General features: G+C 43.5%; 18 protein-coding genes. 10 read left to right on the top strand and 8 right to left on the bottom strand.

The window, feature by feature from the left end; genetic code table 11:
• Positions 1 to 238 precede the first annotated feature (238 nt).
• The 5 genes from OZ660_RS14280 to OZ660_RS14260 all read left to right on the top strand — a co-directional run bounded on the left by OZ660_RS14280 (position 239) and on the right by OZ660_RS14260 (position 9,549).
• Positions 239 to 928, top strand: a complete 690-nt coding sequence (locus OZ660_RS14280; protein ID WP_274741358.1) for an SDR family oxidoreductase — start codon at positions 239 to 241, stop codon at positions 926 to 928.
• A gap of 494 nt (positions 929 to 1,422) precedes the next feature.
• On the top strand, positions 1,423 to 2,967 hold the full coding sequence (locus tag OZ660_RS14275) for a hypothetical protein (protein WP_274741357.1): 1,545 nt from the start codon (positions 1,423 to 1,425) through the stop codon (positions 2,965 to 2,967).
• A 229-nt stretch (positions 2,968 to 3,196) separates the two neighbouring features.
• A complete protein-coding gene (locus OZ660_RS14270) occupies positions 3,197 to 4,084 on the top strand; it encodes an SDR family NAD(P)-dependent oxidoreductase (RefSeq protein ID WP_274741356.1) in 888 nt (295 codons plus the stop codon).
• Between the two features lie 180 nt (positions 4,085 to 4,264).
• Positions 4,265 to 7,516: a VPS10 domain-containing protein gene (locus OZ660_RS14265; RefSeq protein WP_274741355.1), complete on the top strand. Its 3,252-nt coding sequence runs from the start codon at positions 4,265 to 4,267 to the stop codon at positions 7,514 to 7,516.
• A gap of 104 nt (positions 7,517 to 7,620) precedes the next feature.
• Positions 7,621 to 9,549 (top strand): TonB-dependent receptor domain-containing protein, encoded by a 1,929-nt coding sequence (locus OZ660_RS14260; protein WP_274741354.1) that lies wholly within the window; start codon positions 7,621 to 7,623, stop codon positions 9,547 to 9,549.
• Here OZ660_RS14260 and OZ660_RS14255 read toward each other — a convergent pair.
• Together OZ660_RS14255 and OZ660_RS14250 are read right to left on the bottom strand one after the other, a co-directional pair.
• Positions 9,541 to 10,065 carry a PepSY domain-containing protein gene (locus OZ660_RS14255; RefSeq protein ID WP_274741353.1) on the bottom strand — a complete coding sequence of 175 codons (525 nt, stop codon included), beginning with the start codon at positions 10,063 to 10,065 and terminating at the stop codon, positions 9,541 to 9,543. The genes OZ660_RS14260 and OZ660_RS14255 overlap by 9 nt on opposite strands.
• A gap of 142 nt (positions 10,066 to 10,207) precedes the next feature.
• On the bottom strand, positions 10,208 to 11,206 hold the full coding sequence (locus OZ660_RS14250; RefSeq protein ID WP_274741352.1) for a hypothetical protein: 999 nt from the start codon (positions 11,204 to 11,206) through the stop codon (positions 10,208 to 10,210).
• A gap of 48 nt (positions 11,207 to 11,254) precedes the next feature.
• Here OZ660_RS14250 and OZ660_RS14245 point away from each other — a divergent pair, with 48 nt between their 5' ends.
• The 4 genes from OZ660_RS14245 (at position 11,255) to gloA (ending at position 14,801) form a co-directional block, all read left to right on the top strand.
• The gene (locus OZ660_RS14245; RefSeq protein ID WP_274741351.1) at positions 11,255 to 12,646 is read left to right on the top strand and encodes a radical SAM protein; all 1,392 of its coding nucleotides are present in this window, start codon (positions 11,255 to 11,257) and stop codon (positions 12,644 to 12,646) included.
• Complete coding sequence (locus tag OZ660_RS14240) at positions 12,643 to 13,530, top strand: DUF547 domain-containing protein (RefSeq protein ID WP_274741350.1); 888 nt, start codon at positions 12,643 to 12,645, stop codon at positions 13,528 to 13,530. The genes OZ660_RS14245 and OZ660_RS14240 overlap by 4 nt, the downstream gene beginning before the upstream one ends.
• Before the next feature lie 62 nt (positions 13,531 to 13,592).
• Entirely contained in the window at positions 13,593 to 14,186 is a 594-nt protein-coding gene (locus tag OZ660_RS14235) for a DUF1456 family protein (protein WP_274741349.1), read from the top strand.
• 66 nt (positions 14,187 to 14,252) lie between these two features.
• Positions 14,253 to 14,801, top strand: a complete 549-nt coding sequence (gloA, locus tag OZ660_RS14230; RefSeq protein ID WP_202262150.1) for a lactoylglutathione lyase — start codon at positions 14,253 to 14,255, stop codon at positions 14,799 to 14,801.
• A 133-nt stretch (positions 14,802 to 14,934) separates the two neighbouring features.
• Here gloA and OZ660_RS14225 read toward each other — a convergent pair whose 3' ends face one another.
• The 5 genes from OZ660_RS14225 to OZ660_RS14205 form a co-directional block, all read right to left on the bottom strand.
• Complete coding sequence (locus OZ660_RS14225) at positions 14,935 to 16,089, bottom strand: M56 family metallopeptidase (protein WP_274741348.1); 1,155 nt, start codon at positions 16,087 to 16,089, stop codon at positions 14,935 to 14,937.
• Positions 16,082 to 16,474, bottom strand: coding sequence for a BlaI/MecI/CopY family transcriptional regulator (locus OZ660_RS14220; protein ID WP_202262148.1), 393 nt, complete (start codon positions 16,472 to 16,474; stop codon positions 16,082 to 16,084). The genes OZ660_RS14225 and OZ660_RS14220 overlap by 8 nt, the downstream gene beginning before the upstream one ends.
• 125 nt (positions 16,475 to 16,599) lie before the next feature.
• Entirely contained in the window at positions 16,600 to 18,582 is a 1,983-nt protein-coding gene (locus tag OZ660_RS14215) for a class I adenylate cyclase (RefSeq protein ID WP_274741347.1), read from the bottom strand.
• A gap of 136 nt (positions 18,583 to 18,718) precedes the next feature.
• Positions 18,719 to 19,375 carry a hypothetical protein gene (locus OZ660_RS14210; protein ID WP_202262146.1) on the bottom strand — a complete coding sequence of 219 codons (657 nt, stop codon included), beginning with the start codon at positions 19,373 to 19,375 and terminating at the stop codon, positions 18,719 to 18,721.
• 117 nt (positions 19,376 to 19,492) lie between these two features.
• Positions 19,493 to 20,029, bottom strand: a complete 537-nt coding sequence (locus OZ660_RS14205) for a DUF4136 domain-containing protein (RefSeq protein ID WP_274741346.1) — start codon at positions 20,027 to 20,029, stop codon at positions 19,493 to 19,495.
• 193 nt (positions 20,030 to 20,222) lie between these two features.
• On the opposite strand from OZ660_RS14205, the gene OZ660_RS14200 reads away from it, so the two are divergent.
• A complete protein-coding gene (locus OZ660_RS14200; protein ID WP_274741345.1) occupies positions 20,223 to 21,056 on the top strand; it encodes a hypothetical protein in 834 nt (277 codons plus the stop codon).
• A 21-nt stretch (positions 21,057 to 21,077) separates the two neighbouring features.
• On the opposite strand, the gene OZ660_RS14195 is transcribed toward OZ660_RS14200, so the two are convergent.
• Entirely contained in the window at positions 21,078 to 22,733 is a 1,656-nt protein-coding gene (locus OZ660_RS14195; RefSeq protein WP_274741344.1) for an acyl-CoA dehydrogenase family protein, read from the bottom strand.
• Positions 22,734 to 22,905 lie beyond the last annotated feature (172 nt).

Below are 22,905 nucleotides of genomic sequence, written 5' to 3'. Positions count from 1 at the left end.
GAAGCCCGTGAACATATGGGTTACTCGCTACGCTAAAAGCGTACTTAAGTGTCTGTAATAGCTTCACACATTACCCTTTGTGAGTGTAAAGAAGACAATGGAGTACATCGCGCCGTTAATTAAATATTATAATATTCAATGGTTTGGTTTTTAATTTTGATGGTTCGGTTATTGCAAAAACGCTTGCGGTAGCAAAACGCAACATGTGCGTTTAATGACACTTTTCGAAGGAGACAGCATGACAAAGAAAGACAGTGGTCGCGTGATAGTCATAACTGGCGCATCAAGCGGTATTGGTGCTTCAACTGCTAAACGTTTGGTCAGTGAGGGCTTCAAAGTAGCGCTAATTGCCAGAAGTGAGATCAAACTCAACGAGTTAGTCGATTCTTTAGGTGAGGAGAGTGCCTATTCAGTTGTTGCAGATGTTAGCGATTTTAGCGCTTTGGAAAATGCATTCGCGAAAATTGAAAAACGCTTTGGTCATGTAGACGGTGTATTTGCAAATGCAGGAACCGGCGCCAGCTCCCCAGGCATTGAAGAAGGTGACGTGAGTGATTGGAATACCATGTTAGGCGCTAACGTTAACGGGCTGTTATATACCGCAAAGGCGGGGCTACCGTTATTACGTAAAACCAAAGGGCACTTTATCATTACAAGTTCTGTTGCGGGGCGAATAGCCCTTAAAGGCTCGGTGTATGGTGCGAGCAAGTGGTTTGCCTATGGTTTTGGGCTTAACCTAGCAGAGGAAATGCGAGAGTGGGGCGGAAAGTGCACTACTATCTGCCCTGGTATGGTCAACACGCCATTTTTCGATGAGCCTAAAGAAGACAAACTTCAACCTGAAGATATCGCAAATTCAGTGGTTTTTGCACTAAGTGCAAGCGACTCAGCGTGCGTGCGCGAAGTCTATGTTATGCCAGCAGCCTAAAATGTTTATCATACTCAAGAACGAATAATTTATTGGTTTGATACGGGTGTGTAAATTAAATGTTGCTATTTTGTGTAAATTTGGTGTATTTTTTGAGCGACTCGTACGCTTGTTCGCTTATGTAGCATTTAGTGTTCAGCTAATGCTCGAATGAGATGATCTGCTACCACATTGACATAAAAGTGCGTACACGTTTACTGGGAATATGACAAATTCGCCCATTGATTTAAATCAGAAGAATATCGCACACAAATATAAAGTGTTTGTAGATTACGTGCAGAAAGAGTTTCTAATCATCTGTTAGATGTAAGTATTCAGCTGGTGAAGGGGAGCTTTTTAAATATTGAGTTTCAACCGTTTGTTTTTTATTAATTATTTTTAATTTACAAAACTTTATATTGAGAATATATAAATTAATGATGGTTTTTTAAAGTAAAGTTGTGAACGGGCATTGTTACTTTGAACAATAAATTAAACTAACCGGTTAGGTTTTTATGGAAATACTTAAACTGTATAGGAAGTATGGGCCGCTTAGAACAATTGCTTTTTTTATCTCAGTATTTTTTTCTATTGGTTGCTATCACTACTTTATAGACAACTACTTTCCGCAATATAGCTTATTCAACTTTTCACCGGTCAAAAAAAGCTTTGATTTCTACTCTGGGTCTGGAGGAGGTCTGTATGTTCATATCGGTAAGGTGTTGTCAGAAAAGACAAAAGCGGAAAGCTGGAATAGTTATGAAATTGTAAATAAAGACACTGCTGGTGGCTCATCAAATGCAATAAATGTTCTTATGACTCCTCGTTCGTTTGGATTAGTTCAAGAGGAGACGATAACAGAAAATGACTTCATTAGAGAGCAGCTTCATTATATTTCCCCGCTCTATCTCGAAAGAATGCACATTGTTTTTAGGAAAGACTATCCTGGCCAAAAACTGTCTCTTGACAAGTCGCTCAACAAAGAAACCAAAGAGTATTTCAAAAAAGCCAGAATCAACACGGGTCCTGTAGGAAGTGGCACTAGGGTGTTAGCAAGCTACGTGATAAATGAAATAGACTTTAGTGGTGATAAAGATAGTGATGACAATCGAGATAAAATATTCAACTTAGACTCTAGCGTCGCATTCCCACTTCTAGATAGTCCGAAACCGCAGATGGAGATTGTTTTTCTAGTGACAGGGGCTCCAAACAAGACTGTCGCAGACTTTTTAGAAAAGAAGAATTCAGACGGAAGTTATAAGTTTGGTCTAGTTTCAATTAGTCCAGCGTTCGTTGCGGAGATAAATAAGAAATATAGTTTAAATCTTAGAATGTCTGACTTTAAAGGTAAGCCCACGGACGGTGGAGCGCCTTCTATTATTTACAAGACCGCAAAAAGTGTCTCTACTATTGGTACTTACGCTTTCTTAATTTCATCGAAAGACATATCGTCTTATGAACATAGTAAAATAATAAACCTTTTAAATGATGAAGAGACTAAGAACTCTATCAAGAAAAAAGCAGAAATAGATGGCGCTGGATTCGAGCATTTTCCACTAGATGAAATAGGTTATGGTGTTAAATTTAAGGAGGGGTACATAAAAAAAGTAATATTATTTTTACAATCACTTGTCGGTTTTATTTCTACAGTTTCAATATCAACAATATTATTCTTTAAACTTTTCGTAAAATACATGTCAACCCACATACAACACAAGTATATTGATAAAATAGCTGTCTTACAGAAGAGACTTAAAGAAAAAAATGTTTACAAAGATGACGTAATAGCATCAGAGTATCTGAAGTCAGTGATTTCTGATTCGTACGAGTTAGAAGACAGACTTCTGGAAGAAGCCGAGCACGGTGTCTTATCGGCAGATGATCTTGGGTCTATTTTAATGAGCTTGGATAGAATAAAGACTCGGGCGAGGAAAATGCTCTCCAAAGCTTTTCTCCGCTCCGAAAACGAAATTCCAAGTAAAGAGTGCCTGAAAGAGTTATATATCGAAGGTTATTTATTGGAGAACCACTACTATCAATTAATTGAAAAAAGGGATTAGTCTTAATTAAATTCTTATTTTTCTATTCCTAAAATAACAGTGAAGTGAAAAACTATTCACAACATGAAGTCTGTCAAATTCGTCAAATAAAGTATTCCGTTTGAAAAAGCCCGCCTACTCTTAGTGCTAATGAATTGTGCCTCGCTGCGCTCGTAACCTTTCGCGTAGTGAATTGCAGCAATAACACCATTTCAAAGCCAAAGTAGTAGAAATACAACAGGAGTACATAATGTCTAATGAGTTTGCCGGAAAGACAGCGATCATCTCTGGAGCAGCAGGTGGGATAGGCTTGGCATTGGCAGAAGCCTTTGCCGAACAGGGGATGAATATTGTAATGGGCGATATTGATACGCAAGCGTTACAAATATCTGCCGATGAACTGCGTGCCAAGGGCTTCAATATTTTAACTTGTGCACTTGATGTCACAGACTATGCGCAGTGGGAGGATATTGTGACAAGTGCCAAAGCACAGTTCGGTAAGGTGCACATGGTAGTTAACAATGCAGGTGTGGGCGGAACGCCGGGAAAAATAGAAGACTCAGAACACGAAACATGGCGCTGGGTAATGGACGTAAACGTAATGGGTGTGCTTTATGGCGCGCAAGCATGTGTACCCGCTATTAAAGAGCATGGCGAAGGCGGCTGGGTACTTAATGTTGCCTCTATGGCAGGTATGATGGGGATGCCATACGCAGGCGCTTACTGCGCTTCAAAAGCGGCAGTGGTATCGATGTCTGAAAGCTGGGTTGCGGAACTACAGCCGCACAATATCCATGTGTCGGTATTGTGCCCAGCTTTCGTTAAAACGCGTATTCACGAATCTTATCGCAATCGTCAACAGAAATACGCTGTAGCCTCTGACAAGCGTATTGATAAGGATAAGCTAAAAGCGGGAGCACAGGCTGCTACGCGAGCCGTCGAATCGGGCATTCCAGCTACAATGCTTGCACAACGAGTATTAGAAGCATTGCGTTCGAATCAAACTTACATCTACACGCATCCTAATTATCGCAAAGTAACCAGCGCGCGTTTTAAAGCCATTGATCATGCATTCGTTGATGCAAAAGACAGTGACGTGGTTGGGCATCTAATTAATGATGATATCGTGACGTTTTAACGGGTGTTGTTGGTGAATGGGCACGACCGAGTATGCAGACATCCATATTAGTTTACACTCGTTAAACTACATTTTTGGGTGGTTGGTCGTGTGGTTAATTGAAAGTTAACCAAAATATTAGTAATGCTATAAAGTTACACAATAGAACTCCCATAACATGAAACACACTGGATAATAATAATGAACAAGCTCCTAAAAGCGGCAGTAGCGGTGTCGATGGCACTTTCTATGCCCGTAATGGCAGATAAATCAGACAAGGAAACGGTTTTCAACAGCGCGACTTTTGAAGCGATGGAACTGAGAAACATTGGCCCTGCATACATGTCTGGTCGTATTGCCGACATTGCTGTCGACCAAAATAACCCATCAACTTGGTATACTGCTGTAGGCTCTGGTGGCGTGTGGAAAACCACAAACGCTGGCACCACATGGAAGCCAATTTTTGATAAACAGGCTGTGTATTCAATTGGTGATGTGACGATAGCGCCAAGCAACTCAAACATTGTTTGGGTTGGTACTGGCGAAAACAATGGTGGTCGTCACATTAGCTTTGGCGACGGTGTTTATAAGTCTACAGATGGTGGCCAGACATGGAAAAATATGGGGCTGAAAAAGTCTGAGCACATTTCTGATATTATTATCCACCCAACAAATCCCGATATTGTATGGGTTTCTGCGCAAGGTCCACTTTGGACGGGAGGCGGCGAACGCGGTCTTTATAAAACCACTGATGGTGGTGAGACGTGGAAGCAGGTTCTAAAAGGCGCCGATGAGTGGACTGGCGTAACGTCGCTACTTATTGATCCTCGTAATCCGGATAAGCTATATGCTGCCACGTGGGCGCGTCAGCGTACCATTGCTGCTTACGTAGGTACCAATGAAGGGGCAGGTATTCACACATCAGATGACGGTGGTGAAACTTGGACTGAGCTAAAAACTGGCTTACCAAGTGGCAACATGGGTAAAATTGGTATGGCAATATCACCAATGAACCCTGACGTGCTATATGCCACCATTGAAACCGACAATCGCAAAGGCGGTTTCTACCGTTCATCAGATCAAGGCGCAAGTTGGAGTAAAATGTCTGATGAAGTAGGGGGCGGTACGGGTCCTCACTACTATCAAGAGATATTTGCTGACCAGCATCAATTTGACCGCGTTTACATTGCCAGCAACTACAGTAAAGTGTCTGATGATGGCGGCAAAACATGGACGCCAATTAATACCAAACGCAAACACGTAGACGATCACGCCATGGCGTTCCATCCAACCGATCCTGATTTTGTGTTGATGGGATCTGATGGTGGTATCTACATGTCTCACGACAGAATGGCCAACTGGCGATTTATGGCAAACCTGCCATTAACGCAATTTTATAAAGTTGCGCCAGACGACAGCAAACCCTTCTATACCGTTTATGCTGGCGCGCAAGACAACTCGACACAAGGTGGTCCATCTCGTACTAACCGAGAAGAAGGTATTAAGAACAAAGATTGGTTCTTAACCTTAGGCGGAGACGGACACCAGCCAGCGGTGGAGCCAGGCAACCCAGATATAATGTACTCTCAGTGGCAACAAGGTAATCTGGTTAGAATTGATACAACCAATAAAGATGGTGTGTATATTAAGCCACAACCACTACCAGGAGACCCGGCAGAACGCTTTAACTGGGATGCGCCAATTAACGTATCAGCACACGATCCGAAGCGCATCTATTTTGCTTCTCAGCGTGTGTGGCGAAGCGATGATCGCGGAGACAGCTGGACGCCTATCTCTAAAGACCTAACGCAGAATAAAAATCGTATGCACATGCCGATGATGGGCAGAACCTGGTCGGTAGAAGCTGGATGGGACTTGTATGCAATGAGTGAGTTCCACACTATTGCTAACTTTGCAGAGAGCCCAGTAGATGAAAATATCCTGTGGGTAGGTACTGATGATGGCATTATTCAAGTGACCACTGATGGCGGTAAAAACTGGAAGAAGATTGAACTAGACGATATTCGCGGTATTCCTGCCACGGCTTACGTCAACGATATTCGAGCGGATCTGTTTGATCCAAACACCGTTTACGTCGCCTTGGATAATCACAAGTATGGCGATTACAAACCGTATCTTATTAAGTCGACCAATTTAGGTAAAAAGTGGACGTCACTTGCCGATGATTTACCTGAGAAGCATCTTGTTTGGCGTATTGTCCAAGACCATGTAAACAAAGATTTGATGTTTATCGGTACTGAGTTTGGCATCTTCTTTACGGTTGATGGTGGTAAAGATTGGGTTGAACTTGATGGTGGCATGCCAACGATTTCAACTCGTGATGTAAAGATTCAACGTCGTGAGAATGATTTAGTAGCCGGTACATTTGGCCGTGGTATTTATATTCTGGATGACTACGCACCATTGCGTCAGCTTACCAAGCAATCGATGGAGCAAGATGCGTTACTCTTTGCACCAAGTCGCCCGGTTAAGTGGTTCCAGTTAGATACTAACCATACTGACTCTGACGGTGATGATCGCTTTGTTGCTGAAAATCCGGAGCACGGTGCAACACTGACTTACTATCTGAAAGATAGCTTGCTAACTGCCAAGGAAAAACGTCAGGAAGCTGAGAAAAAACTGCTTGATGACAAAAAGTATCCTAAATATCCAAGTTGGGAAACAGTAGAAGCCGAGCTTGAAGAAGCGAAGCCTGCGGTTTATCTAGAGATTCGCGATGCCAATGGTGATGTGGTGAATCGTGTTGAAGGAAGCACTAAGAAAGGTCTTCACCGTGTAACGTGGGAAATGGACTATGCGCTCACAACACCGCTTACCGATAAAGAAGGTCGAAATGGTGGCTTTATGGCAATGCCTGGTACTTATACCGCGGCCTTGTTTAAGCGTGAGGGCGCTGAAATAACGCAGTTGGCAGCGCCAGTTGAGTTTGTTTTAGAGTCGATTTACCCAGGTGCTTTAGAAGGTCCTTCTGCTCAAGACATTAAGACATTCCAAGCGTCGCTAGAAAGTGCTCAGAAACGCGCAATGTCGTCAACCGCTGTGCTTAAACAGCTTGAGGGCACTATGGAGCTACTACGTGTTGCCATTGACCGTACACCGAGCGATGTGTCTTCACTTGAAGCGAAGTATGCGTCTATACAACGCGAAATTCACGATGTGAATAACGTACTGTTTGGACTTGAGTCTCGTGATCGCAAGGGGGCAAAACCTGCAAATGTGATGAGTCGCTTAGGCTATGCACGTTCGGCGCTTTGGTCATCGTATGGTCCAACACAGCAGCATAAAGATCAGTTAGGTTATGCGGCTGACGGTCTAGCAGACGTTACGGCTCGTATTAAAACGCTTCAAGAAAGCGCGGTACCAGCACTGCAACAATCTGTTGTCGACCAAGGAGGTCCTTGGACTACAGGTTTAACTGTTATTGCTAAGTAAGTAAGCCTTTGATAAAAAACGGCAGACAGTGTTCTGCCGTTTTTTGTTTTCACTCCATTGCGTTATTTGCAAAGGCAAATACGTTTTAATTGTAAGAATTTAGATTGTTTAAACTCACCTTTGCACTGGGCAGTGTGTTGGTGTCTGCTCAACTTTTAGCAGTACCAGAAGCCAACATTGAAAGATACACGGTTACTAGTGAACGTCCGTTTTATGACGACACGCTCGCGCGGATTTTTCCTCAATATCGCTACAATCAGCGCAATATTGGCAGCCCTGTTCACATTAACGATATCTTATTGCAATCACCCTCGGTCAGCTTAAACGGGCAGGGTGGACAATTACAAAACATCAATATTCGAGGCTTTTCAAGATGGCGCGTTCAGTCGCTTGTCGATGGTGTTCCCGTTGTTAGCGATCGCCGCGCAGGCGCAAGTATTGGTTTTGTTCCCCCATCATTAATTGACAATGTGTCTGTTGTACCCGGCGCAACCTCTACCTATCTTGGTTCAGGAGCAATAGGTGGAGCGGTCAATTTGCACTTTAATAGTGTTGTTGAGCCAACTATTCAAATAGGCGTTAGCGACAACCAAAATAGGCGTGAAATTAGCTATGCTGACGTTGTTGATGACACCGACTGGCATATTGCTTATCGGCATGCAGGCAATGGCGAAGATGCGAATAGTCGAGAATTGTTAGATGGGTTTGAACAAACATCATTTTTTATTCGTCATCGTTCACAAGACAGTGATGTAGAGGAAGCATGGACACTTTATTCACAAAATCGAGATATTGGAAAGTCGAGTAGCGATTTTCCCACGGATCGGATAACGGTTTATCCAAGTAATACACATTGGCTCGGGAAGCTTCGTTTTAATATAAGAAGTCAAAGTGATGATAGTGAAAATGGCCTAGAGGCAAGTGTGTGGTGGCACCGCAACACACTTGAAACTAACACACTACGACCTGAAAAAAGGATAAATACTAGCGACAATGAAGCACTGGACTTTGGGGCGAGTGTAGGCAAACGCCTAATGGTAAGTGAATGGTTCACGCACTGGCAGTTACAAGTAAATGGCCGAGAAGGCGTAATTACTGATGAGAGTGAGTTTTCGCTGCCATCGGCATCGCTGGAATATGCTATCCGAACCTTGGATGCAAGCGAGCTTACCGTTGCAGGCGTATTAGATGCCAGTCGCTCATTTAACAGTGTGTCAGTTGCTGCGGGCGGTCGGGTCGATTGGCAGCGACAGTCAACAGATATTGCCGATGTTGTTGATGCTAAGAACGTAACTAACGCTAATGTCAGCGGGTTTATAGGCACAAGCTATGCACTGTCGTCACGATGGACAACAAGTATTTACTTGTCGAGTGCCTTTAGAAATCCATCACTGACCGAGCGCTTTTTTAGCGGGGAAACACCGCGTGGTACTGTACTTGGAGATAGTCAGCTGGATAGCGAAAGCGCCACCAATACGCAGGCTACAGTATTTTATGTAGATGATCAGATTAGTGGTTCATTAGCACTGTTTTATCAGGAAGTTGATAATTATATCGAGAGAAAAACGGTTCGTGATACTGCGGGGAATGACACCGAGATATTGCAATATTCCAATCTCGATAGTGCCGTGATCAAAGGGGCAAATTATCAAATTAAGTGGAATGACTCAAATGATCAATGGGGCGTTCAACTGACTGGGGCCTTCACACATGGTAAGGACAACCATGGTGCGACAGTTGCCGATATCCCCCCGCACAATCATCGTCTAACCCTTCATTACGATGCAAAGCAGTGGCGGTGGTTTAGTTCCGTAATTTATCGAGCCAGTAAGCGAGAGATTGGCGACGGTGAGCGTGAACTCGAACGCGTGGTTACGTTAGATATAGGCGCGGCATTGCAACTTACACCACGGATAACAGTTAATGCTGACGTTCAAAACCTAACCAATCAGCTTTTTTATAGTAGTGCCGACGAAAAAGCGGCATATGCCCAGGGGCGAACGATACAATTGAGTGCCACTTTCTTACTGTGAACGGTATAAACGTTTTTTGTATTTGCTCTTTAGTGTGGTGTATAGCATGACTAAACCGGTAAGCCATAATACAAATAATAAAATGGCGACCGGAAGAAACACCCAGAGTTTCGCCCCTTCAAAAAACCAGCTGCCATCATGTATGGCCTCTATTGTGTCGGTGCGTCTGTAGGCGACATGAAGCACGTCGGCAGTGGTTGCATCTATCTGCACTTCCCAGTGGTTCTTACCCCGTATCTTAATGATGCCTTTGCTGGGTCTTACATCAAGGCGGTCAATGTCATCCCATGTTGTTATGTTAACACTGGGAACCTGTTGAACTGCATTTAACACGCTTTCGAAACTAACGGTTGGCGCAGCGTTTTGCACTTTTTGAGTAGGAGGTTGAAGCCAGTCAAACTCCTTCTTTACCTGCAGTAGTAACCCGCTACCAATAACAATAACAACGGGAATAAAGATCACCAGAGAAAACCATAAATGTAGGTTTCGGCTGATTCTTCGAAGGGATGATGACATGTAATTACTACCTCAAGCGATTAAAGCGCGCGGTGCTATTGTGGGCGCGCTTGTGCTGCACTATAAGGCAAATGACTTTTTGAGTAAAAATAGAAAACGCTCAAGTGCTATAAAATATCGTCTGTTTGATACATTGCGACATTTATTGAATAACAGGGTGTGCAAAGTGCAGTCGTGTATCACAGGTAAGTGAGGTGACTGATTCTTTTACTGTCATTGCACCTAAGTATTGCCATTTTGCTGATTCAATGCCTTGTGCATTATTGGTGGCAGCGTAAATATCCCACTGTATACGATTGTTGGAGTAATGCACTAAAGCCAACTCGTCGCGAAAATCTGACTTATCGACAAATGCTGTATCTGTGCTGGCAACAAGCTTTAACCAGTGCGGCCCATTGAGTGGTAAAGGTGTATTAGTAGTAAGGTCGCTTTGGGGGATACGAGCAATATGAGAAACAGGTCGAAATCGTGCATTAGCTTTTTCTTGGCTAAACAGTTTATCTGCTGTTTCTAGATCACTTTCTAGCCTATACGCCGTGAGCAACTGACTAAAAGGTGGCAGCTCGCCAAGACTTGGTTCGTTGGTCATGGGTAAACTAAGCACGTGTTGAGTTTGGGTGCCCCCTAGAGAATGCATAACAAAGAGGTTGTACGTAAGAGGTGTCGTCGCGTCTTCACCCTTTAATTCAGGGAATAATTTAATTGCCATTCCAAAGGCTCTTTTATCAACTTGCTTGGTGCCGCTTAAGCTCACTGATGCTCGCACAATGACCGGAACATCCGTGCCTTTTGAATAAAGACCAGTGAACGATGAGTTTTCACTTATACGCCAATTGCCGGCAAAGCAAATGCCGTTTGCTTGCAATAGTTTTTGTTTACCTTCAAGTTCAATGAAATCAGCAGTACTGGATAACGTGCGTTTGGCATGCTTGAGTAGAAGATTTTCGCCATTATTGTCGAAGAGTTTACGTGACACTTGGTATTGCGGCAGAAATGGATACGGGTCTGAAAATACGGCTTGCTTCACGTGCTCATAATAGTCTTGGTTGACGTTGTCATCATTGTCTGAGCTATATGAGATAAATGGCAATGCAATTAACCCAACCGCAAAAAAACGCCATATTGTGAAAGTATTTTTCATAGCAAAAGGTCTTTTTGGATATTACGTAGCTTCAAAAGGCGCTTAGCTATGGCGTGTTCACCAGTGAGAACAAGACAGCAACAGCTGGCCAATACCAAACAGCGTATGGGTGATCATTTCACGCCTAATCAGCTTCTCGGGCGAACTCATACCATTGGGTGTGTAGCCGTAGAAATTACGCAAAAATGTAATCTAGATTGCACCTTATGCTATTTGTCTGAGCATTCGCAAGCAGTTCGTGATATTCCACTTCAAGAGGTTTATCAGCGATTAGATAGTATATTGCTGCACTATGGGGCCGGCACTAGCGTACAAATTACAGGGGGCGATCCCACGCTAAGAAAGCACAGTGAACTCGTCGATATCGTGGCTTATGCCACTCAGTTAGGACTGCATACCGCGCTATTTACAAACGGCATAGCAGCGTCAAGAGCATTACTTACCCAGCTTGCCAACGTTGGCCTCAACGATGTGGCTTTTCACGTTGACACCACACAAGAGCGTGAAGGGTATAGTAGCGAGAAGTCATTAAACGCCATTAGAGAAGAGTATATTGCCCGCGCACAAGGGCTTGGTCTTATGGTGATCTTCAATACAACGGTGCATAACAGCAATTTTCATGAACTGCCAATGCTGGTGGATTTTTTTGTTCGCAACGCCAGTGTAGTTAGCTTTGCATCATTTCAGCTTCAAGCCGAAACCGGGCGGGGGGAGTGGGGAGCAAGAAGTGATGTTGTTGACCCTATGACGGTGAAAGGTGCTATTGAAAAGGCCGTAAACAAAACGTTGCCATGGGAAAAAGTGCGCATAGGGCATAGTGATTGTCATAGCTATATGCCAACGTTAGTGACCAATAATTCGGTTTTTTCTGTTGTTGACGATGCGAATCTATTTGCTCAATTCATCGAAGCGTTTAAGCATATTCAAATTACCCGCCAGCATGGAAAAGGGCGTATTGCATTGGCTTATGCAAAAGCGCTTCTTATGCAGCCACGTTGGATAGCGAAACTTGTCAAAGCCGTATTCCAAAAACTCTTTGAAATGCGCGCAAGCTTAGTAAAAGGTCGCGGGCGAATTCATAAGTTGTCTTTTTTTGTTCAAAATTTCATGGATGCCAATGCCCTAGTGCAAGAGCGAATTGATGCGTGCTCTTTTATGGTGATGACCGCAGATGGCCCAGTGTCTATGTGCCAGCATAATGCAAACAGAGACGACTACATTTTAAAGCCGCTTTCTTATACCAATGCTCGTGGGCAAGTAAAACGTTACGAGCCATTGAGTGAGCGCTACAAAAAAGAACGTTATCAACACGATAACATTATTCCAATTCGCAATCTTTCTGATAGAGAGCAAAACGACGAGCAAAATGGCGACCAAAACGGTGACCAGAACGAAAGAGCAGCGAGTTCAAATCAACTAACCGGGAACAAGATATCATGATACCGACAAAGACCAGCGTAACGCGACAACTAAGGTTATTTCACTGTAACCCATTTTTACTACTGCTCCTGTCGTTGTTTTTTGTTTATCTTGTACCCGCGACAAGCTATAGCGAAGCCGCGCAGGTAGTGGCGAGTGCAAATTCAGGAAATGATAGCGAACAGCCCCTTGAAGTGCGTTATAAACGCGCTATGAAGCACTGGCGCTATGTCTTAACAACGTATGTCGATGAACAGGGGCGGACAAATTTTCATGCCCTAGCGAAGGATATTGAGCCACTAGAATACGTGGTGTCAGTTATTGAAGTTGTGAGCCCAAGTGCCACTCCTCAACTCTTTCCTAGTAAAGAAGACGTACTGGCGTTTTATATCAATACGTACAACGCGCTTGCGATGTACGGTGTTATTGAAAGAGGCATCCCAGACGGTTTCACAAACTTCTTTTCAAGAGCGAGCTTTTTTAAACTTCGCGATGTCGTTATTGGGGGGGAAGTAACAAATCTGTACGACTTCGAGAATGACGTTATTCGTCCGCTTGATGAGCCAAGAGTACATTTTGCGCTAAATTGTATGGTAAAAGATTGCCCCAGACTGCCTCAAGAGCCTTTCTATGCGCACAACCTTGATAGCGTGCTCGAATCGTTAACCACCGCGTTCTTTGCTAATCCGAAGCATTTCTATTTAGACAGTAAGCACAAACGCGCATACGTGTCAGAAATACTCGACTTTTATACAGAAGATTTTGTTGAGTCAGGTAAGTCGCGAGACCTGCCTCAGTATATTAATCGGTACCTAGAATCTGAGATACCGAGTCATTACAAAGTGCGCTTTATTGACTACGATTGGCGTATAAATTCAACCGATACGGTAGGCGTATCGAAGTGAGGCGATGTGATATATAATTAAGGGCTCAATTTCCCCTCATTTTTATATTTCATAGGCTATACATGATCCACAACGATGTTTTACGTCGCTTGCGTTACGCACTTGCAATTAACGATACTGCTGCCATCAGTATATTCAAACTTGTCGACTACGACATGGATATTGATTACCTACATGCCATTATGAAAAAAGAGGGCGAGGAAGGTTACTTACCTTGTCGCGATAAAATTATCTCGTTGTTCTTAGATGGCTTGATCATAAAAAACCGAGGAAAACAGGAAGGCAGTACGCCGCAAGTTTTAGAAGCCGGTGAGCGCTTAAGCAATAACGACATTCTCAGGAAAATCCGTATTGCTATGAGCTACAAAGATGACGATATGATTGTTGTGCTAAAAAACGCTAACTTTCGTATCAGTAAAGGCGAGTTATCTGCATTCTTTAGAAAGCCTGATCACAGAAATTTTAAACCTGCTGGAGATCAGGTTGTCCGCAACTTATTGCAAGGTATGGTGAAAAAGTACCGTCCTGACGCTACACGTAGCGCAAATAGAAAATCTAGCGATAAGACCAACGACAGAAGTAAAACGGTAGCAAAGGATAAAGAAGGTCAGAAGACCAACTCGGTTTGGGGAAAAGTCGCTAAACCGTCACGTTGATATTTAATTAAAATTGTTTGATTTGCTCGTAGCGTGCGAATGTGAACAACGAAAAGGACAGATTAAATGAGCCGACATTTTGATAGTGCTGAAGGATTATGCGAGGAAAAAGACAATGCCACCCATGGTTATGTTTTTAACCAAACCATGTTGCGTATTGCTGACCCTAAGCGTTCGTTAGATTTTTATACGCGAGTAATGGGCATGACGCTCATCAAGCGATTAGATTTCGAAGAAATGCAGTTTAGCTTGTATTTCTTAGCTGCGGGTGAGGACTTTTCTGACATTAGTGAAGACGACAATACCCGCATGCAACAAACGTTTGGACGCCCTGCAATGTTGGAGTTGACTCACAATTGGGGGGATACACCCGAAACGGTGCAATATCACAATGGCAATAGCGAACCTAAAGGGTTTGGTCATATCGGCTTTCATGTACCGGATGCAGAAGCAGCATGTGCGCGATTTTCATCGCTTGGCGTAGAGTTTCAAAAAGGTCTTAACGATGGCGCCATGAAAGGTATAGCGTTTATTAAAGATCCAGACGGTTATTGGATTGAAATTTTCAATGCGTCCAACGTGGCCGACACCTGCGCACCACATCTAAAGAAGTAAATTCGAAAAAACACTAAAAGGAGCGCTTGCTCCTTTTAGTATTTTCTCTTCTACCATTCAACGTTTTACACGCGATTTTACAACCATTTGCTATAGCATTCGTGGTCTACATTGAAGGCACTTTTACACCAGCTTAAGGGGCCAGCTTAAAATCAAGTTGTACTAATAAACCCTTTTGTTTCATGGCTTTCCCGTTTTTAATAGCGGGCTTGTATTGCCATTGCTTAAATGCGGCAATGGCATTTTTTTCAAAAATCCCTTTAGGTGACGACTTCACTATTTTGATATTGTCTGTACTGCCTGTTTCAGTAATATCAAACTTTAGTACCACAAAACCTTCCAGGTTTTCCTTAATAGCCTTATCAGGGTAAATGGGCTCAATGCGCTTAGTGGGATAGGCTTCATTTATTTTCGCACTGGCTTTTTTCATTTCAGCCTGAGGGGCATTCGCTAATACGGTGTTTGCGGTAAACAAGGTCGCAATAGTCAATGCGACTACGGCTACTATCTTACTGCCGCTGGCAGGTTGTTTTATTGCATGTAAGCGTTTCATCATAGTACTTTTTTCTCCAAAAGTAGGGTACAGGGTTATTGTTGTGGAGCACTCCTGTGCGCATTGCACGAGTGCTTTGGCGTAGTTAATTTTTTCTTTTTCAGTTTTGCTTTGTAATACACTGTGATCACAGGCGAGTTCTTGATTTATACGAAATGACTTAAGTGCAATCCATGATAATGGGTTAAACCAAAATACGGCCGCAAGTACCAATGCCAGTGTGTTCCAAAGATGATCACAGTGCTGTCGATGCACAGCTTCATGCTCTAGTATTAAAGCCTGCTGAGCCGGTGTGAAGGCAGATTTAAACCAATAGGGTAGCAACACTTTAGGGGCAAAAATTCCAAACAGCATAGGTGTAGCAGCTTTGCTTGAATAGTAAGCTTCGGTGTCAATGGCCTTTCTCTTGCTAATTGAGCGCCACGTAGTGACGTGATGCACCAGAACATAGGCCGCAATTGTGCTTGCCCCTACTGCCCACACACTAAATAGAATATTAATATCTTGATTTACGATATCGGGCCTTACCCCAACCACATAACGACTAAATGCTGCTGACTCTATTGCTACCATGTCGACAGGAAGGTTGTTAGCAATAAGTAACAAAGGCACAAGAAGCCATAGCTTGTAAGTCAATAATGTTCCTAAACGCGCTGTTAAGTGGCGTTCTGTTAATACCAACATGGCAAGTGAGATACACAGCACACCCTGCTGTGCGATAAGCCAATCAATCATTGTCTTTTTCCCATTTCTCAATTAGTGCTTTCAGTTCGCTTACATCTTGTTTGGTTAGCTCATTTTGATTGGCAAAACCCGCCACCATAGGCGCAATCTTTCCTTTAAATAAGCGACTGACAAAACTGCTGGTTTCTTTTTTGGTGTAATCTTCGCGAGCGATGAGAGGGTAATAAAGGTATTGGCGCTGTTGCTTTTCAAAGCTAACCACTTCTTTTTTAACGAGTCTTCCCAGTAATGTCTTTACTGTTTTCTCGTGCCAGTCTTTGCGCTTGTTCAAGCGTTCTACAACTTGATTAGATGTTGCAGGGCTGTCATCCCAAAGTACATCAAGCACTTCAAACTCAGCGTTGGAGATATCGCTTTTTTGCGTGTTACTCGTCATTGTTACTCACCACTATATATGATTACAACTGTAGTCTTAAGATTAAGATTACATCTGTAATTATATTTTGCAAGTAATTTGTTGTTTATTTAATAAACAAGTGTAGGGAGGGGCAGAAGTAAGGTCTAGAGCACAGTAAAATTTAAGTCGTTTTCTTCAATAAATTCGCCAAGAATGCGCGCTTGTTGATTACCTCGTGGCACCATTACATAGCACTTAGGTAGCGGGGTAACTTCGCGTAACTCGTACCACAGATCATCAAGAACATCGTTGCCATGTTTTAGGAAGGTTTCACCCCAGGAGGTGGTGTAGAGCACACTTACATGTTCAACAGACGCTTTTTGACGTAGGGTTGGAAAGTTCACCACAGCTAAACACGCGGTAATGCGCTCGGGAGCGAGTAAGTCCTCTCTTGGCAGTGCAGAGACTTTTACCGGAGGGAAGTATGCGCACAGATGCTTTAATAAGTCGTTGAGGTCGAGCTCACTAATCTCGCCATAGTTATAATCGAGGTATACCTTGCTGTTGGTATCAATTATTTTACTGGATACACACCACACCATCAGTGCTAATGCATTTGACGCTTGAGTAATGCGCTGTGCGTCATCCATGATACCCGATTTGCTAAGCAAGTCACCCGCGTAGGCTGTCCAAACCTCGGTACCATTTTTCTGTTGCTTCATGGCAATGGTGATTTTTTCGCAGTAAAGGCTTTCGTCAAAGGCGCGTCGCAAAAACTCTATTTTGTGCTGTTTCTTGCCATAGAAGGTACTAAGGCGTCTGCCTAGCACCGTCATATCTTTTTCATCCATGGTTTGTTTGTATTCGCCAAGTTGTTTAGAGATACGGCGATAGCACTTCAACAAAAAGCGATGAATACGAGCGCTAAGTTGTACGCGCTCGCTAAACGACCATTCGTGTTGGTTGTCTAACAAGTAAAGCTGTTTTCTGCTCCAACCCCATCGCTTAGCATAGGAAGCCATAATTTTGCGCTTAAAGTTGGGCTTTTCGTTTTCAGCGATTGTTTCGCTTAAGCGGCATGCGCATTTCAAATACAAGCATTGCTGCAAAATCAAGATGTCTTCGGGTTGGCCGTGGGATTTATAGTGTTCAATGAGCTCATCAAACATAAAAGCATAAGGGTCGATATCAGCAACTTGTCCGGGCGCTTCACTGCCATGGTGTACGTGCTTCTTCAACACATTACACAATGGCTGTCCGTGCTCAATATTTGCTAGATAAACTTCTAATTTGGCCATCTTGAGCAGCGACTTAAATGGCGAGTCCATTGCTTTACCCAACTGCCATATTGCTGCTCCAAACAACTCGCTAGCGTCTAGCCGCTCTACGTTGCCCAAATCCATGAACCAATCAACATCTGGGGAACCGCCTTTCTCTAAGCTGCTGTAGAGTGCTTGGTATTGCTTGTCGTTGGTTTTCTCTGGCGTTAGCCACCAAAAAGGCGCTTTTCCTGCAACCACAATATTGGTGCTGTAAAATTCAGCCTTCAAAAATAACGCTTGCGCTGAGCCTGCGCTCTCGCCATCGGCTACACCAAAATCGTTTTGTTTCACTTTGCCGATTTCAGACAGGAAAAAGTGAACCTCGATATTAAATTGCTGCTCTGCCCACGCTTCAATTGCCGATAGTTTTTGCTGCAATAAATCGAGCGCTTCGGGTGAGAATTGGCTGCCGTCTACACAAACCCAATAATCAAAATCCGATTCATCGGTTTGTGCAATAGTGCCTATACTTCCCATTAATACGAGCGACGCTATAGCGCGCTGCCTTGGCCAGATTTGTTTTATATCGGCAAACAGGTTTTGCTGCTGTGGGAAGCAGCGCATGAGTGCATTTTCCACATCGGGTCGAAACGAGTAATTGTTAATACCGAAGGGGACTGCTTCACCCTTAGCGTTTGGGGCGACGTAGCCAGGCAGTTGTTCGTGGTTTACATGCACTAAGAACGGCAGTACGTGAAATAGTGGGCGATGTTCTAAAGGAAGAAGTGTCAAGGCACGCTCAATGCGCGCTTTGTTGTATCTCAAAACGCGTAATAAGCGAATAGTTAAGTTCTGTTGAACAGAAAGCGGCTGAGGCGCTGTCATTGCACTTTTTCTAACATCTTCATGTTGCCAAGCATAGCGCTATTTCTTGTCGAATTCCTTAATTTTCAGTGATAACTGATAAGATTTACCTAATGGATTTGGCTGTACATCGAATTCCGCTCATTCGGTAAGTATCTTAGGTGCGCTTCTCTTCATACTTCTCGATGAGTGATTCGGTTCGCTTATCGCTTTCAAACACAAAACCATCCCTGTTGAAAGAGAGCGAGTTTTCGCTTGTCACTACTTTTCTGGCATCGGTTAAAAATTGTTGTATGGCATTTTCTGCATCGCCATTTTCTTGCAGTGACTTGGCGTACTCAGTCGCTTTTGACCACTCACTGAATGAAGACAATTTGGCGGTTTGCGAAATCAAAGACGACAGGCGAGTATCTTTTTCCAAATAGCGCTCAAGTTTCTCAGAATTGATACCTTGCAATGCGAGATTATCGCTTTCTATATTTATCGTCTCGTTGTCGTCAAGACCCAGCGACCGGGCTAGATTACTTAACTCTGTGGCAAGTTTTTGCCTGTTAAAGTTCAGATAGTTTGCAATGGCATTGCCGTCTAAGGGAGCTTCGCCCTTTTCGATACTTTCCAGTAGCTGCGCCGTTTTGTCAGTGCCCAATTGAGCGTGGAAATCGTTGAAGGAACCTTGTAGTTCATCGGCTTTTTTAGCCTTCTCTACCACAGCCTGTAAAGCGTTGGTATTCCCCGCTGAGTCGTTCATATAGTCGACAAGAGACGGTCTTGAAGCGGTATTTAAGCGAGATAAATTTTGGTAAGTGGCGTCCATTTAGGCGTTCTGTGTTAACGGCGCAATAGCGCTGTAAGTTCAACATGTCATTACAGCAGCAAATATTGCGCCACAGATATTTTTCGCGCGTCATCCCTCTCAATCTATCTTTTATATTTATCGTCTAGTGGGATATTGTTCCAACAGTTGCTCGACAAGTTCATCGAGTTTAGCCTGTACGCTGATACTGTCTTTTGACTCAAGTTCAACACTGCCGGATGCACTGTAGATAAACTTGCCCTCCTTAACGATGTCAATTTCCAGACCTTGATAAAACGACACTTGCTCGCCCACGGGAATGCTAAATATGCTGCCAAGTGAAATTCCACCGGAGCGACCATAGCTACCCGTTCCCAAACCTAGATTAAGGGTTGTTCCATCATCTTTTGTAGCTTTAGAGGGAAGATAACCAACGCTTATATCTGCGTCATCCTCTGTAGTAGGAGTAAGCCCTTTTAACACAAGATGCTGAGTAATTTTATTTTCTAAATGATTTTGAAGTACTTGGTTTACCGCGTTAAGTGGCGGTTTAACGAAAAAGGTTTCTATATCGGCAAAGTTTTGTTGTTCGTCTACATTAACTTGAGGTTTATTAGACGCACAGGCTACGGTAAGCAGTGCTGTAATTACTATGAACAGAATGCGTAAAGTCATTGTGTATTTTATCCTTAAGCTGGTGCAGGCATTACTTTATCAGTTTACTTAAACGCCCAATTACGTCTAATGGTTTGCAGAGTAAATCAAATAAATTATTGGTGATAGGTTTGTTTATTGCGATCTTTGCACTAGGTTTAGGGGAGAACGCGGTTAATTGGTATTACATATAGTGGAGGTGTCTAGCGTGCGAATGGCTGCGGTAATGCTTCTTCTTATCTGCGCACTTTTCTTTTCAAGGTTGCCACAGGCACAAGAGAATGGATTCACAATTACATGGGCCATTAATGACGCCCCTCCTTTTCACATTATCGAGGGTGAATACGAAAATTCAGGTATGTGTGATGTGCTCATTGATGCACTTAGTGCGCAAATGCCAGAGGTAGCGCATGAGACTATTCTGATGCCTCAGAATCGAATTAGAATGCTATCGAAGCAAAAGCAAAATTTGTGTTTTCCGTGCCTTATAAAAAGAGAAGATAGTGAGGTATGGCTTTACACTGATGAGACGGTTGTTCATGCGCCTTTAGGAATTATCGGGCTACCTGATGTCCTCGCGCCGTATTTAAGGGCGGATGGTAGAATATCATTGTCAGATCTTGCCAACGCGTTAACGCTTAGAATGGGAAAGCCGCTAGCGCGACGTTATCCTGATGTGCTGCAGCAATATGTCGATAAAGTCAGTAAGACAAGCCATTTTGCCGAACTTACTGGTGAGAACGCTACAGTACGAGTACTTGAACAAATTGCACTGGGAAGAATAGATTACACCCTTGAGTACCCCTCTATTTTGAAATTTCATAACTTAACACAGGGCGAGAAAGCGTTGGTGTACTATGAAACGACTGAGCTATCCAGCAAGGGAATATCGGGTGCAATAGGATGTACAAACAATGCGTGGGGCGAAGAGGCAGTTTCCAGAATAAACAAGGCGTTACCCGTTATTTTGAGTAGTCCCATCTATCAAAAGCAAGAACAGTTTTGGCACGCAAATGTTGTCGTGCCAGATAAGAGCGCTACACGTTAACTGCTTCAATTCCTAAAGACCCTAAGCCATTATGCTCGCAAACGCTATAATGTCGTCAAAATTGGTGTCGCGCGCTAACGTGCCAAATGTTAATCCGCAGGCGTTACTTAAACGCGCATTACAAAACGCTTGTGCTAGCGGGTTGCTGTCATCACTCAGCAACACAGCGCCTTGTAACGCTAATGCTGCCTGTTCGGTAATATGTCGGCTTCGCAATTCCATATCGCCAGTGGCTGAAAAAGCGTCATACAGCTTTGCAAAATGTAAATCAAAGTATTTGTTCTTTCCTACTTGTTGCTTTAATTCATTAAATAGGGCGTTTTTCGCATTAGGCTCTTTAGCAATGGTGCGTAGCACATCTAAGCACTGCACGTTGCCGCTACCTTCCCAAATCGAATTAAGTGGTGCTTGGCGGTAATATCGAGGCAAAGGGTTTTCTTCAACGTAGCCAATGCCGCCCAAGCACTCCTGAGCCTCGTTTACAAAGGCAGGAGTACGCTTACAAATCCAGTATTTTCCAATAGCAGTCGCAATTCGTGCAAACGCGGCTTCTTGTTCATTGTTCGGCGCGTCATCTACTGCTTTAGCGACACGCATAGTAAGTGCGGTAGCAGCTGCGCACTCTAAACTAAGATCTGCTAATACATTGCGCATTAAAGGTTGATTAATAAGGGTATTGCCGAAGGCGTCTCTATGGCTAACATGGTGCATTGCTTGTACCAGCGACTGACGCATGAGTGCTGAAGAGCCAATCATACAATCTAGTCGTGTTAGCGACACCATATCGATGATAACGGGAACGCCGCGTCCTTCTTGTCCAACCAAATATGCTGTGGCGTCCTGAAATTCAACTTCAGAAGAGGCATTACTCCAGTCACCAAGTTTGTCTTTCAAGCGCTGAATTCTAACGTTATTTAATGTGCCATTTTCCAGTCGCCGAGGTAACAAGAAGCAACTTAATCCACGTTCAGCTTGTGCCAGAATTAAGTGTCCATCACACATAGGAGCGGAAAAGAAAAACTTATGACCGACAACGCGATAACTTCCATCATCTTGTTTTGTCGCCGTAGTGGTGTTGCGACGCACATCTGAACCACCTTGTTTTTCCGTCATCCCCATACCTAGGGTGATTCCCGCTTTATCTTTTGCGGGAAGCTCTCGATTATCATAGGTGCCATAGATGAGCTTTTCTAGCCAGTATTCAGGAAGTTCTTTTGCATGGCGCAATGCAGGTACCGCAGCATGGGTCATTGTGAGTGGGCATGACGTACCCGCCTCAGCTTGATAATGCATGTACATAAGTGCCGCGCGCACAATATGTGAGCCAGCTTGACTTTCATTGCGCCAAGAATAATTGTGCGCGCCATTCTCCATGGCAGATTGCATAAGCGCATGATAGCTCGGGTGAAAATCTACGTTATCTATTCGCCTACCGTAGCGATCAAAAGGTGAGAATACAGGTTTGTTTTTGTTCGCCAATTCTCCATGTTCCATTAATGACTCACCTGTTACGGCGCCATAGGTGGACAGTGGTGACAGCATAGACGATTTTTCATTAGGCAGAAAAAGACAAGTGAAATGCTGTAGCAGACCGTCCTTTTCCCAAAGATTATAGGGAGGCATTACCTGAGGTTGGTTGTCTACGGTATGGGTTTCAAAACGGTTTTGTTCAGTCATAACATGTTCACTTAGTGCAATGCGATATAGAAACATTACATATAATATTTTATTTAATCAAACAAAGTAATGTTGAGATTGGTAGAAGGTTATTAGAAAGTGTTTGATAGGACGTATCAGCTGCTCGTGTATTATGGTAGCGATAGTGCAAACTCAGGTAAGTGCCACACGC

The organism is Alteromonas sp. 009811495, from assembly GCF_028865455.1.
In the GTDB taxonomy this organism is placed as follows: domain Bacteria; phylum Pseudomonadota; class Gammaproteobacteria; order Enterobacterales; family Alteromonadaceae; genus Alteromonas.
This window is presented reverse-complemented; position numbering and strand designations above follow the sequence as displayed.